The organism is Methylorubrum sp. SL192 (assembly GCF_026672325.1).
Classification (GTDB): Bacteria; Pseudomonadota; Alphaproteobacteria; order Rhizobiales; family Beijerinckiaceae; genus Methylobacterium; species Methylobacterium extorquens.
The window spans coordinates 3727655-3740266 of record NZ_JAPPQV010000003.1 but is presented as its reverse complement, the minus strand read 5'-3'; the positions used below and the strand labels follow the sequence as shown (position 1 = coordinate 3740266).

Annotated in this window: 10 protein-coding genes and 2 pseudogenes; 6 read left to right on the top strand and 6 right to left on the bottom strand. The window is 66.1% G+C overall.

Annotation, left to right across the window (positions count from 1 at the left end):
* The first annotated feature begins 205 nt into the window (after nucleotides 1-205).
* Together OVA30_RS18295 and OVA30_RS18290 are read left to right on the top strand one after the other, a co-directional pair.
* Nucleotides 206-1822, top strand: coding sequence for an FAD-dependent oxidoreductase (locus OVA30_RS18295; protein WP_268176301.1), 1617 nt, complete (start codon nucleotides 206-208; stop codon nucleotides 1820-1822).
* Between the two features lie 220 nt (nucleotides 1823-2042).
* Nucleotides 2043-2729 carry a zinc metallopeptidase gene (locus tag OVA30_RS18290; protein ID WP_268176300.1) on the top strand — a complete coding sequence of 229 codons (687 nt, stop codon included), beginning with the start codon at nucleotides 2043-2045 and terminating at the stop codon, nucleotides 2727-2729.
* Between the two features lie 260 nt (nucleotides 2730-2989).
* On the opposite strand, the pseudogene OVA30_RS18285 reads toward OVA30_RS18290, so the two are convergent.
* A pseudogene (locus tag OVA30_RS18285) lies at nucleotides 2990-3175 on the bottom strand (amidase); the annotation flags it as partial.
* Between OVA30_RS18285 and OVA30_RS18280 the strand changes: the two are divergent.
* A pseudogene (locus OVA30_RS18280) lies at nucleotides 3175-3402 on the top strand (amidase family protein); the annotation flags it as partial. The pseudogenes OVA30_RS18285 and OVA30_RS18280 sit on opposite strands and share 1 nt — an antisense overlap.
* Before the next feature lie 4 nt (nucleotides 3403-3406).
* Here the strand turns inward: OVA30_RS18280 and OVA30_RS18275 are convergent.
* The 4 genes from OVA30_RS18275 to OVA30_RS18260 all read right to left on the bottom strand — a co-directional run bounded on the left by OVA30_RS18275 (nucleotide 3407) and on the right by OVA30_RS18260 (nucleotide 9883).
* The gene (locus tag OVA30_RS18275) at nucleotides 3407-4090 is read right to left on the bottom strand and encodes a type 1 glutamine amidotransferase domain-containing protein (protein WP_268176298.1); all 684 of its coding nucleotides are present in this window, start codon (nucleotides 4088-4090) and stop codon (nucleotides 3407-3409) included.
* A 172-nt stretch (nucleotides 4091-4262) separates the two neighbouring features.
* Nucleotides 4263-4865 (bottom strand): TetR/AcrR family transcriptional regulator, encoded by a 603-nt coding sequence (locus OVA30_RS18270; protein ID WP_268176297.1) that lies wholly within the window; start codon nucleotides 4863-4865, stop codon nucleotides 4263-4265.
* 458 nt (nucleotides 4866-5323) lie between these two features.
* A complete protein-coding gene (locus OVA30_RS18265; RefSeq protein ID WP_268176296.1) occupies nucleotides 5324-8518 on the bottom strand; it encodes an efflux RND transporter permease subunit in 3195 nt (1064 codons plus the stop codon).
* A 99-nt stretch (nucleotides 8519-8617) separates the two neighbouring features.
* Nucleotides 8618-9883 (bottom strand): efflux RND transporter periplasmic adaptor subunit, encoded by a 1266-nt coding sequence (locus OVA30_RS18260; RefSeq protein ID WP_268176295.1) that lies wholly within the window; start codon nucleotides 9881-9883, stop codon nucleotides 8618-8620.
* A gap of 88 nt (nucleotides 9884-9971) precedes the next feature.
* On the opposite strand from OVA30_RS18260, the gene OVA30_RS18255 reads away from it, so the two are divergent.
* Entirely contained in the window at nucleotides 9972-10577 is a 606-nt protein-coding gene (locus OVA30_RS18255; RefSeq protein WP_268176294.1) for a TetR/AcrR family transcriptional regulator, read from the top strand.
* Here OVA30_RS18255 and OVA30_RS18250 read toward each other — a convergent pair.
* Nucleotides 10515-11342 carry a DUF6538 domain-containing protein gene (locus tag OVA30_RS18250; RefSeq protein WP_268176293.1) on the bottom strand — a complete coding sequence of 276 codons (828 nt, stop codon included), beginning with the start codon at nucleotides 11340-11342 and terminating at the stop codon, nucleotides 10515-10517. The two genes, OVA30_RS18255 and OVA30_RS18250, sit on opposite strands and share 63 nt — an antisense overlap.
* Before the next feature lie 333 nt (nucleotides 11343-11675).
* Here OVA30_RS18250 and OVA30_RS18245 point away from each other — a divergent pair, with 333 nt between their 5' ends.
* Both OVA30_RS18245 and OVA30_RS18240 read left to right on the top strand, forming a co-directional pair.
* Entirely contained in the window at nucleotides 11676-12251 is a 576-nt protein-coding gene (locus OVA30_RS18245) for a hypothetical protein (RefSeq protein WP_268176292.1), read from the top strand.
* 61 nt (nucleotides 12252-12312) lie between these two features.
* Nucleotides 12313-12504 (top strand): hypothetical protein, encoded by a 192-nt coding sequence (locus OVA30_RS18240; protein ID WP_268176291.1) that lies wholly within the window; start codon nucleotides 12313-12315, stop codon nucleotides 12502-12504.
* Nucleotides 12505-12612 lie beyond the last annotated feature (108 nt).

Below are 12612 nucleotides of genomic sequence, written 5' to 3'. Positions count from 1 at the left end.
CTTCGGCTTTGCGCCCGTCTCAATCATTCGGCAACAGTCGCGAGCATCACCGAAGCAGAGGTCGGCTCAGGCCGGGTTGCACGTTCTGGGAGCGCCACCCCAGACCTGCAGCTTCGACCATGCATACGCTCGCGCGCAGGACTTGCCTACCGAAGCTCAGCCACTGATGCTGCGCCGAAGCGGATGACCTGCGAGGGGGCGACCCATGGAAACGATCGGCCGTGATCTGCGCGAGATGCAGCGCATCCCCTTGGCCGAATCGCATGTCGCCGCGCTTCGGGCGATCGGAGCCGAGAAGCACTACCCGGCCGGTACATTTCTCGTCCATGCCGGTGATCCAGCCGACCGCTTCGTCTATGTCGAGGCCGGCGAGATCGAGGTGGTCAACCCTTTCACAAATGAGCGCCATCTGCCGTCTACCCTCGGACCGACCCAGTTCATGGGCGAGATCTCGTTCCTGAACGGCGGGGTCTGGTCGATGCCCATGCGGGCGAGTGCGGATACCATCGTCACCGAGGTGCCGCGCCCGGAGATGCTGCGACTGATGTCCGAAGTCCCGGAGATGTCGGACATCATCATCACGGTCCTGGCCGCACGGCGGCGGCGGCAGCTCGACTCGCACGACGGCACGCTGGTTCTCCTCGGCGAGGACGACGACCGGAGCGTCCGGCGGATTGCCGAGTTCGCGAGCCGGAACCGCCTTCCTTACAGGTCCTATCCGCTGGGCAGCCCGGAGGCGGCGAGCGTCGCCAGGAGTTGCTCAATCTCGTCCGAACGGCCGGCTGTGATCTTCGGGCGGGATATCGTCGTGACCGAACCGACACCCGCCAAGGTCGCGCAGCTGCTCGGCCTCGACTACAACCTCGTCGACGACGAGGCCTTCGACGTCCTTATCGTGGGCGGCGGACCGGCCGGGGTGGCAGCGGGCGTCTATGCGGGCGCGGAGGGGCTTCGCGCGCTCGTCATCGAGGATGTGGCGATCGGCGGTCAGGCCGGCACATCGAGCCGGATCGAGAACTATATGGGCTTCCCGACCGGGATCTCGGGCGCCGACCTCGTCTGGCGCGGCGAGGTCCAGGCGATGAAGTTCGGCACGCGGTTCGCGATGCCGCGGCGCGTGGCGAAGCTGGAACGGCTTGAGGGCGGATCGTTCTGTGCAACGTTCGACAACGGCCGGCGCGTTCGGGGACAGGCCGTCGTTGTCGCCACCGGCGTCCAGTACCGAAGATTGCCGATCGAACGCCTCGAGGCGTTCGAGGGTGCAGGCATCTACTACGCTGCGACGGAGATCGAGGCACGCTACTGCAGGAATGCCGAGACGATCATCATCGGCGGCGGCAACTCAGCCGGCCAGGCGGCGATGTATCTCAGCCGCTCGGCCCGACATGTTCGCCTTCTCGTGCGCGGGCAATCGCTTGCGACGTCCATGTCGAACTACCTGTCGAGCCGGCTGGAGGCCGACCCGGGGATCACGATCGAGTACGGGGCCGAAATCATCGCCCTTCACGGCGACGATCACCTCGATGCGGTGACGATCCGCAACGTCGCCGACGGCACGATGCGTACGATCTCGACCTGTGCCGTTTTCGTCATGGTGGGCGCCGCCCCCAACACCGGCTGGCTCTCGGGGCTCGTCGAACTCGATGGCCACGGCTTCGTCCTGACCGGGGACGCGATCGGCGCGCGTTCACCCTATGCGACGTCGCATCCGGGAATTTTCGCGGTCGGCGACGTGCGAGCCAACTCCGTCAAGCGTGTCGCAGCCTCGGTCGGCGAGGGTTCGGTCGTCATCTCCAAGGTGTGGGAGCACGTTCGGACGTAGATCGCCCCCCTGCCGCGTCCGACCGGGGCGCTGACTCTATCGACGACCGGGCCCGCGCTCCTGCCGTTTCAGCCGGCGCTGCGACGGCTTGGGCGATCCGGATCAGTCTCGACGATCCCGCGATGGCCAAGCGCAGCGCGGAGATCGCCAAGGCGGCGTATCCATGGGTGCCAGTCCTGGCCCGCTTCACCGAATCGGGCCGCGCGCCTACATACCCGGCATGCCTCTCCTCGTAGCGCTCGGAGCCGCCCTCCTGTTCGGCCTCGTGTTCGGCCCTCAGTGGTGGGTGCGCCGGGCGATGCAGCAACACGCCACCGAGCGGCCGGACTTACCCGGGACCGGGGGAGAGCTCGCCCGCCATCTGCTCGACCAAGCACGACTCGAGCACGTTCCCGTCGAGGTCGCGCCGGCCGACCACTTCGACCCGGTCGCGAACGTCGTGCGCTTGTCGCCGCAGAACCATGACGGCCGCTCGATCACGGCGGTCGCGGTCGCAGCGCACGAGGTCTCCCACGCGCTCCAGCACGCGGCGGGGGACCGGCTGCTCGCGGCGCGGGTGAGGTTCGCCCCGGTCGTGCAGGGCTTCGAGTTCGCCGCGGCCGTGGTGACGATGACCGCGCCCTTGATGCTCGCCATCCTCAAGTCGCCTGTCCTGCTCGCCCTGCAGGTGGGGGTCGGCATCGCGCTCCTCGGTGCGCGCCTCGTGTTCCACCTCTTGACGCTGCCCGTCGAGCTCGACGCGAGCTTTCGCAGGGCTCTGCCTATCCTGGAAACGGGTCGCTTCCTCGAGGCTGACGATATGCTTGGCGCCCGCACCGTACTGCGCGCTGCGGCCCTCACCTACGTCGCTTCGTCCCTCGTGTCGCTCGTGAACATCGCCCGCTTTCGGCGGCTCCTGCCGTTCTGAGACCGATGAGGCGCGCGTCCGATTTCCTGCTGCGCTCCATGCAGGCGGACCGTCTCCGATCGGCCAGCACCGGCCAACACGCAGCGCTCGCCTCAGCGTCTTGGATTTGTGGTTTCCTGCCTGTCCGGTCCCGGGAAGCAAAACACAAGAAGCGGACGTTTGCTCGGGGAGCGGAGGTTGGCCGCTACGCTGCCGTTTCAGCGGTTCGACGTCCGCGCATGGCCGGGCACTGGTGGCGCTCCCCGGCAGGCTCTCTCCTGTCAGAGGCTCGCGTGCAGGCCGCGGACCGGGCTCACACCCTCCAGGACCGAGGCCGCGTGAAGGATCGTGGTCTCCGCCTGCCAGCGGCCCACCAGCTGCACGTTGATCGGCAGACCCTCGCGGCTCGTCCCGAAGCGCATCGACAGGCCCGGCAGGCCGGTCACGTTGAGGGGCACGGTCGCACCTTACCCGCACGCCGGGCGGATCGAGCGGCGGTGAGTCGGCGGCCATCGCGGCGGGCATGTCGCCGCTGAGCCTCGGCACCGACCTCGCCATCTCTGTGCGCGGTCCGGCCTCACAGACTGGCATCGTCTCACTGAAGGCCACCCACAGGCGTGTGCCGATGACCGGCATCTGGCCGCGGGCGCCCCGCCGCTTCTGGCACGTCGGCCCGATCCCGGGGGGCGCCCGCGTCCTCAGCGGTTCGCGAGGTGGGCGACGAGACGCTCGGCGGCGGGACCGGAGGAGGCCGGGTTCTGGCCGGTGATGAGCAGGCCGTCCGTCACGACGAAGGGATCCCAATCGGCACCCTTGGCGTAGAGGCCTCCGTTTCGCTTCAGCTCATCCTCGACCAGGAAGGGAACCACCTCGGTCAGGCCCACGGCCTCCTCCTCGGTGTTGGTGAAGCCAGTAACCTTCCGGCCTTCGACAAGGGGCTTCCCGTCCGGAGCCTTGGCATGGCGGAGGACGCCGGGGGCGTGACAAACAAGGGCAAGGGGCTTGCCGGCGCCGAGCGTCGTCTCGATCAGTCTGATCGAAGCCCGGTCCTCGGCGAGATCCCAGAGGGGGCCGTGCCCGCCGGGATAGAAGACGGCATCGAAGCCCTCTTGTCCGACGGCATCGAGCCGGCCCGTCTCGGCGAGCACCGCCATAGCCGCAGCGTCGGCTTCGAAGCGGCGCGTCGTGTCAGTCTGGAAGCTCGGCTCGGCACTCTTTGGATCGAGCGGCGGGCGGCCACCCTCCGGTGACACCAGGACCACCTCCGCACCTGCATCCTTGAACACGTAGTAGGGGGCCGCGAGTTCCTCCAGCCAGAAGCCGGTCTTCCGGCCGGTGTCGCCGAGTCGGTCGTGCGAGGTCAGCACCATCAGGATCTTCATCATTGCTCTCCGGGTCTTTCGCTTGGGTGAGGGGGCAGTCTTGATTTCCGAGCCGTTCGCCTAGGCCACGCTCGCGCCGACCCAGAAAACCTGGCTCTCATTGACAGTAGACCGGTCGTCTCGAATTTGCCCGTGGTAAGTTGGGTTTTCGGCAACGTTGGAACGCGGTGGATCAGTGTGACGTGAGGCCGAGAATGCGCCGGGTTGTCCCTATGGCAGCCTCGAATGGGGCGTCGGTCCGGACGATCTTGGCCATTAAGCTCGCACCGAGCCAGACGTGATACAGATTCTCGGCGGTCGTATGTGGCTCGCTCTCGACCGTGAGCGAGCCCTCCGCCACGCCCGCCGCGATGGATCGCGCCAGCCGTTCTATGATCGCGGCAGTGCCGCTCTTAAGGGCGAGCCGCATAGGCTCGGACAAGTCCGAGACCTCCGCAGCAAGCTTCACCGCAAGGCATTTGCGCTGGTCGTCGATGCCCCCCTGCGTGGCCTGCCATTTGCGCCAGTAGTTCATCAGGCGCTCGGCATGGCTCAGCCCAGGCTCGGCGAGTGTCGTGTCGAGGTCGGCGAGATAGCTCTCGAAGTAGTCCGCCAAGAGAGCCTCGCCGAAAGCCTCCTTGGAGCCGAAGTAGTGGTAGAATGACCCCTTTGGCACACCAGCCGAGGTTAGGATCTCGTTGAGCCCGACGCCAGAGAACCCCTTCGCGCCGACCAAGCCGTAGGCGGAGTCGAGGATCTCCTGTCGGGTGTCGGTCTGTGCAGCGAGGCGTGCCATGACGATGAGATAGATCGAATTAGACCGGTCGTCTAGAGGCGTTTTGCATTTTTGTCGGAGGGCCCACGAATGTTCGCCGAGCAGTTTTCGCAGCCTGCGGACGTCACCGCGGAACGTCTTATGGGTGGTGTCCGCTTTCAGGAAGCGGGCGCGTCGCCTGCTTCGACCCAATCCGATCGGAGGCGGAACGTCTGGTTCCAGGCGAAAGGCGAAGGTCCGGTTTCCGACCAATCCGGACCTTCGGCGGCAGCGTCTTGAATGTCCGCGAGGGGTCAGGAGTTCGCGCGCCAATAGTTCGACGGTGCGCTAGTAGCGATCCTTGGACCAGCTTCGGGAGGTGGACCTTCGGCTTCGCGCTCACGACCGCCATGCGACCTGTGCGAGCGATGCCCTCGAAGGGCCATTCACAGCAGCCTCGACCGCCGAGCTCGATCGCTCGAACAAGGAGGTCGAAGCCGCTAGGCAGCTTGCTCGATGTCGTCTTGGCCGGTCATCGGCGCGCTTGCAGCGTGCTGCTTGAGTTGCGCGTTTCCGGAGAGGCGGCGCAGCAGGACGTAGAAGACCGGCGTCAGGAACAGGCCGAAAGCGGTCACGCCGATCATGCCGGAGAACACGGCGACGCCCATGGCGCTGCGCATCTCCGCTCCGGCCCCGGTCGCCATCACGAGCGGCAGGACGCCCATGATGAAGGCCATCGAGGTCATCAGGATTGGGCGCAGGCGCAGGCGGCTCGCCTCGATCGCCGCCTGGATCGGGCTGCGACCGGCGAACTCGAGCTCGCGGGCGAATTCGACGATCAAGATCGCGTTCTTGGCCGAGAGACCGACCAGGACGATCAGTCCGATCTGCGTGAAGACGTTGTTGTCGCCCGCCGACAGCCAGACCCCGAACATGGCCGCCAGCAACCCCATCGGCACGATCAGCAGGATGGCGAGCGGCAGGGCGAGGCTCTCGTACTGCGCCGCCAGCACGAGGAAGACGAGCAGCAGCGCCAGCGGGAAGACCCAGATCCCGGAATTGCCGGCGATGAATTCCTGGTAGGTGAGGTCGGTCCATTCGAAGGCGAAGCCGCGCGGCAGCGTCTCGGCGGCGATGCGCGCCGCCGCCGCTTGCGCTTGGCCCGACGAAAAGCCGGGGGCCGCCCCCGCGTTGATGTCGGCGGAGAGAAAGCCGTTGTAGCGCATGGCCCGCTCCGGTCCCGCGGTCTGGCGGACACGCAGCAAGGCCGAGAGCGGCACCATCTCGCCCGATCCGGCGCGGACCTTCAGCAGCCCGACATCGTCCTGACGAGCGCGGAACGGCGCGTCGGCCTGGACGCGCACCGAGTAGGTGCGGCCGAACCGGTTGAAGTCGTTGACGTAGAGAGAACCCAGATAGATCTGCAGCGTGTCGAAGACGTCGGTGACCGGGATGCGGAGCTGGCGCGCCTTGGTCCGGTCGATGTCTGCGAAGAGCTGCGGCACGTTCATCTGGAAGCTGGAGAACAGGCCGGTGAGCTCGGGCGCTTGCGCGGCTTTCGCCATGAACGCCTTGGTCGCCTCGTTCAGCGCCTCGTAGCCGAGGCCGGCGCGATCCTCGATCTGCAGCTTGAAGCCGCCGATGGTGCCCAAGCCATTGACGGGCGGGGGCGGGAACATCGCGATGAAAGCTTCCGGGATCGCGGCGAACTTCCTGTTCAAGGACTGCGCGATGGCGGCCCCGCTCAGCGCGGGATCCTTGCGCTCCGCGAAGGGCTTGAGCGTCGAGAATACGATTCCCGAGTTCGAGCTGTTGGTGAAGCCGTTGATCGAGAGCCCTGGGAAGGCGACGGCACTCTCGACGCCCGGCTCCTTCAAGGCGATCTCGCTCATCGTGCGGATCACCTCCTCGGTCCGGTCGAGGGTGGCGCCGTCGGGAAGCTGCGCGAAGCCGACGAGGTACTGCTTGTCCTGACCCGGCACGAAACCGCCGGGGATCTGGCGGAACAGCACCACGGTCACGCCGACGAGCACGAGGTAGAGGACCATCATCGCGCCTTTTCGCGACACGACGGAGGCGACGCCGCGTCCGTAGCCGTCGGAGGCCCGCCCGAAGGCGCGGTTGAACCGGCGGAAGAACCAGCCGAGCAGCGTGTCGAGCGCGCGGGTCAGTCGGTCCTTCGGCGCGTGATGGTCTCGGAGTAGGAGCGCCGAGAGGGCTGGCGACAGGGTCAGCGAGTTGATCGCCGAGATGACGGTCGAGATCGCGATGGTCAGGGCGAACTGCTTGTAGAACTGGCCCGTCAGGCCGCTGATGAAGGCGAGCGGCACGAACACCGCGACGAGCACCAGCGCGATGGCGATGATCGGCCCCGAGACCTCGCGCATCGCCTGGTAGCTGGCGTCCCGCGGCGACAGCCCCGCCTCGATGTTGCGCTCAACGTTCTCGACCACGACGATGGCGTCGTCGACGACGATGCCGATCGCGAGCACCAGGCCGAACAGGCTCAGCGCGTTGATCGAGAAGCCGAAGGCATGCATCACCGCGAAGGTGCCGATGATGGAGACCGGCACAGCCAAGAGCGGGATGATCGAGGCTCGCCAGGTCTGCAGGAACAGGATCACCACGAGAACGACGAGGGCGATCGCCTCCAGCAGCGTGTGAATGACGGCCTCGATCGAGGCGCGCACGAACTGCGTCGGATCGTAGACGATCTGGTAGTCGACGCCTTCCGGCATATTCTTCTTGATCTCGGTCATGGTCCTGCGGACCTCGTCCGAGATCTGGATCGCATTCGATCCCGGCGACTGAGAGATCGGAATCGCCACCGCCGACTTGTTGTCGAGGAGCGAGCGGAGCGCGTAGTCCGAGGCGCCGAGTTCGATCCGGGCGATGTCGCGAAGCCGCGTGATCTCGCCGTTCTCCCCGGTCTTCACGACGATGTCGCTGAACTGCTCCTCGCTGGTGAGGCGCCCTTCCGCGTTGAGCGAGAGTTGCAGGTCGAGGCCGGGAACGGCCGGTGAAGCGCCGATGACGCCCGCCGCCGCCTCCACGTTCTGCGCCTGAATTTCCCGCACCACGTCGCCCGCCGACAGGCCGTGCTCGGCCACCTTCTGAGGATCGAGCCAGATCCGCATCGCGTAGTCGCCGGAGCCGAACAGCTGCACCTGTCCCACGCCGTTGATGCGGGCGAGGCGGTCCTTGATGTTCAGCACGGCATAGTTGCGCAGATAGGTCATGTCGTAGCGCCCGTTGGGCGAGACGAGGTGCACGACCATGGTCAGGTCGGGCGAGGACTTCACCGTGACGATGCCGAGCTGGCGCACGATGGCCGGCAGGCGCGGTTCGGCCTGCGAGACACGATTCTGAACGAGCTGCTGCGCCTTGTCCGGATCGGTGCCGAGACGGAACGTGACGGTCAGGGTCATGACGCCGTCCGTCGTGGCTTGGCTCGACATGTAGAGCATGCCCTCGACACCGTTGATCTGCTCCTCGATCGGTGTCGCCACCGTCTCGACGATGACCTTGGGGTTGGCGCCCGGGAAGGTCGCCCGCACCACCACCGAGGGCGGCACAACGTCCGGATACTCGGAGATCGGCATCGCGAAGAGCGAGATGAGGCCGCCGATGAAGATGAGCACCGAGAGCACGCCCGCGAAGATCGGGCGGTCGATGAAGAACTTGGACAGGTTCATGTTCGCCCTCCGGGGTCGGGCATCAGGCGCAAGGCGTCGGGCGGCCGCCGAGAGGGCGGTCGCGCGCGTCGGGTCGGGAATGGTCGAAGGGGCTGAAAGCTACGGGGCCTCGGCGCTGGCGAGCTCGCGCGCTCCGGCGGCACCGGGCGCACGCACGCCCATCGCCACCGGCTCAGGGCGCAGAAGCGTGCCGGGGCGGATGCGCTGCAATCCGTTGACGACGATGCGCTCGCCGCCGGAGAGGCCCGCGGTCACGACGCGCAGGCCCTCGACCGCCCGGCCGAGGGTGACGGCGCGGAACTCGGCGCGGTCGTCCGCTCCGACCACGAGCACGAACTTCTTGTCCTGATCGGTGCCGACGGCCCGTTCATTGACGAGGAGCAAGCGCTCGGGCGTGGCCTGACCGAGCCGCATCCGCGCGAACTGACCGGGAATGAGGTGGCCGTCGCCATTGGCGAAGGTGGCGCGCACCCGGACCGTGCCGCTGCGGGCATCGACCTTGTTGTCGATGAACTGCAGATGCCCGCGAGCGCGAGCCCCGTCCGCCGTCACCATCTCGACGGGGATGCGGTCGAGCCTGCCGCGCCCGCCTGCGGGGCCGGCGATCGAGGCCAGCGCCTTCACAACAACGGTCTCGTCCGCGTCAAAGCTCGCGTAGACCGGATCGACCGAGACGAGGGTGGTGAGCACCGCGGCCCCCGCTCCCGTCGCCACGAGGTTGCCCGGCGTGATCTCCCGGCGTCCGACGCGTCCGCCCACCGCTGCCCGCACCTGGGTATAGCTCAGGTTCAGGCGCGCCGCCTCCAGCGCCGCCTTCGCCGCGTCGAGGCTCGCCTTCGCCTCCTTGAAGGCGTTGGCGCGCACGTCGAGGTCGCGCGCCGTGACGATCTGCTGGTCGGACAGTCTGCGCCCGCGCTCCAGATCGCTCGACGTCAGGGCGACGCGCGCCTCGGCGCCGGCCACCTGGGCCTCCAGACGCTGGACCTCCGCCGCGTAGGGCGCCGGATCGATGGTCACGAGGAGATCGCCGGCCTGGACAAGCTCGCCTTCCACGAAGTGCGTGGACTGGATCGCGCCGCCGACGCGGGCCCGCACGTCGATTCGGTCGACGGCTTCGAGCCGGCCCGAAAACGCGTCCCAGAGGACGACGTCCCGCGGCTCGACGGTGGCGACCGAGGCCGGTGCGGCCTGCTCGGCTTGCGGCGTTGCGGCGACCGCCGCATCCCCCTTGAAGAGCGGTGCCGAGACGAACTGATAGGAAGCACCCGCCAGCAAGGCGAGAGCGAGTCCGACCCCGGCGCTGCGCCGGAAGAGAAAATGGCCTAGGGACGTGTCGCGATGGGGGTGCACGGCCGGCTCCGACATCTGTATCGTGTGATACACATGTCGGCATGGACGCGGCGCGTCAAGAGACTTATCTACCACTCGATACAAAAGTTGGAGCTTGCGGACAATGGCGATGGGGCGGCCCCGGTCGTTCGACACGGACAAGGCCCTTGATGATGCGATGGAGGTGTTCTGGCGCCATGGCTACGACGGCGCGAGCCTCGCGATGCTGACCAAGGCGATGGGTATCAAGCCGCCGAGCCTCTACGCGGCCTTTGGCAGCAAGGAGGGTCTGCTCAAGGCGGCCCTCGACCGCTATGCCCAGCGCCGGTCCGAGCACATGCGCTACGTGCTTGCGGGCCCCACCGCGCGCGACGTGGCCGAGCGCTTCCTGTTCAGCATCGTGGAGAGCCACACCGATCCGGCCAACCCACCCGGCTGCCTGCTGGTCCAGGGGGGACTCGCCTGCGGCGAAGGCTCGGAGAACATCCCGTTCGAGTTGGCATCGCGGCGCGCGCTGTCCGAGACGGAACTGCGCGAGCGTTTCGTTCAGGCTCAGCAGGACGGCGACCTTGCCGAGACCGCCGATCCCGCAGCACTGGCGCGGTTTCTCTCGACGGTTGCCTCGGGCATGGGCGTCCTCGCGTCGTCCGGAGCCGATCGGGGGGCCTTACGGGAGGTCGCGCGTGTCTCGCTCAGCGCCTTCCCGGGGCCCGAGAAAGGCAATCAATAAGTGGAAGGCGTGAGCGTACGCCGCGTGGGTCGAAACCGACTTGCCGGTCCGTTCGGCCTCAAGCCACCAAGCCTCGACCAGGGCACTCAGCTTTTCCGGCCGTAACGTGGTCGGTGCTGTGCCGTACGGCTGGGCAGCCATCGCCGACGACGAAAAGGTTTGAGGCGCAATAAGGTGTTGGCCGACGTCGAGGGGTTCGCCCTGCGCCGCGGCCCTGAGGGCGAGGCTTGCCCGCTGCATCACCGCCGCGACAGCCCGGGCGAGTTTTCGACGGTCCGACTTACCGACAACAATGCCGCGCTGCTTCAGCACGGCATCAGCTTGGTCGTTGCACCACTCCTCCATGTCTCGCCGAGCACCGACCGCTGGATCTGCCGCCTCTTTGATGAGCGTGGCACCCAGGTTCGGTTGAAGCGACCAGCCCGACGGGCGGCGGGGCCAAAGATTCTCGCCGAGATCAATCCGCCAGAAGGCCTGCTGACTCGGCTCGTCGCAATACTGGTCGATCCACCATGCGTAGAGTGGGTCGACCATCTCGTGTGCCTCGCGCTCGCTCAGCAGCTTTGGGCCGGCGCGGAGGTTCGTCCACCGCTCGTCGAGTTCAAGGAGGGCACGGGCATGGAGGCTCTTGGCGAGAACCGGATCCTTCGTGCCAAGGCTGATCTTCTCCTCGCGCTTGCAGATGAGCGCGAGAAGGTCGGCTGGCACGGCCCGCCGCAGATAGTAGATGCCGGTTTTGGGATGCTTCCAGGGACGCGTCGTCATCAACGACATTTGTACCACCCGTTTGTACCACCCGGGCAGTCCTAAGTGTCTGTTTTACCTGATTGCTTTTGCGGCTCAGCGGCTTAGCCAGCTGATGGTGCCCAGGAAAGGATTGCGCCAGGATTCCGCTAATTGGTTGAAAACAAAGAACCGATGCGCATGGCGGCGGGGGCTTTGTAGCACGGTCTGTAGCACGGTGGCGGAAGGGGGCTCAAGGCGGCTTGCATACACAACTTCAAGATCTGTCAACATTGCTGGCGGAAGCTGCATGCCGCATATTTCAAGCCAATGCAGCGCGAGCCGATCGTTATCGGCAGATCGAAGTTTGTTCAAATGGACGCCCTGGCAGTTGAAAAGGCGCATCGCAAATTAAAAAGGGCCGAGAGAGCTGTTGAGGCCTTGCGCTCGTCAACAGATGCCGAGCAAACAGAAGAGGCTTGGGAGGATTTTCTTGCAGCCTTCGGCACGATCTACGCTACCTTCGAAGAAGGATCCAAAGGTGAAGGCAAGAGCTCATCCTGGTTTGGGCGCGAAAAAAACTGCCGAAAGAAGGATCCACTGTTGCGGTACCTGCACTTTGCTCGCAATGCAGAGGAGCATGGTGTCAGGAGGATTGTCGAAAGAGGAAGCACCAGCATAAGTTTGAGATCGCCCTATGCCGGCGTCATGCTGCGTTCCAACGGCATCGACACTTGGACTGTAGTAGGCATTCGAGGTGATGTGCATTTTGCCAGCGATATAGTTCGACTGGTCGAGGTGCGTGACGATAGATTTGGCGATAGATGCGGCCCGCCCGATACCCACCTCGGGCAACCAATAGCTCGAGCGACACCCCTAACTATTGCAGAGTATGGCCTAAGCTATCTTACGTCTATGGTAGATGCCGCCAGCAAGCTCGTGCTCGGTTGAGTGGTACCGCGATCTAAAGCGAACGGCTCCTCCACCCCCCACTACCCATCGCATGTCACACATGAAGAACCCCGCGCTCAGCCTATGGCTCTCTTCCGTTCACGGGGCGGTCGGCTGGTGGCAGGGCCATACGGCCAACGCGGTGCGTAGCCAGCAACGTGCGGCGCTCGCGGAGATGCTGAAGCCGGCTCCGAGCATCCTGAGCAAGCCGAAGCGGGGAGCGCGGCGGCGTAAGGCGAAAGCCAAGCGTTAGGCAGTCCGACGGCGGAGACTTCCTCGACACAACTACCCCTTTCCTCCCTGCACCACCCGCAGCCTCATCATTCCGGGCGGCATGTCGGGCGGCTGGGGGCTGGCGGCC

Excerpts from the sequence above, each read along its gene's own strand:
- OVA30_RS18250 (WP_268176293.1), bottom strand. The coding sequence starts at position 11,342 with ATGACGACGCGTCCCTGGAAGCATCCCAAAACCGGCATCTACTATCTG.
- OVA30_RS18240 (WP_268176291.1), top strand. The coding sequence starts at position 12,313 with ATGAAGAACCCCGCGCTCAGCCTATGGCTCTCTTCCGTTCACGGGGCG.
- OVA30_RS18265 (WP_268176296.1), bottom strand. The coding sequence starts at position 8,518 with ATGAACCTGTCCAAGTTCTTCATCGACCGCCCGATCTTCGCGGGCGTG.
- OVA30_RS18245 (WP_268176292.1), top strand. The coding sequence starts at position 11,676 with ATGGACGCCCTGGCAGTTGAAAAGGCGCATCGCAAATTAAAAAGGGCC.
- OVA30_RS18275 (WP_268176298.1), bottom strand. The coding sequence starts at position 4,090 with ATGAAGATCCTGATGGTGCTGACCTCGCACGACCGACTCGGCGACACC.
- OVA30_RS18260 (WP_268176295.1), bottom strand. The coding sequence starts at position 9,883 with ATGTCGGAGCCGGCCGTGCACCCCCATCGCGACACGTCCCTAGGCCAT.
- OVA30_RS18255 (WP_268176294.1), top strand. The coding sequence starts at position 9,972 with ATGGCGATGGGGCGGCCCCGGTCGTTCGACACGGACAAGGCCCTTGAT.
- OVA30_RS18295 (WP_268176301.1), top strand. The coding sequence starts at position 206 with ATGGAAACGATCGGCCGTGATCTGCGCGAGATGCAGCGCATCCCCTTG.
- OVA30_RS18290 (WP_268176300.1), top strand. The coding sequence starts at position 2,043 with ATGCCTCTCCTCGTAGCGCTCGGAGCCGCCCTCCTGTTCGGCCTCGTG.
- OVA30_RS18270 (WP_268176297.1), bottom strand. The coding sequence starts at position 4,865 with ATGGCACGCCTCGCTGCACAGACCGACACCCGACAGGAGATCCTCGAC.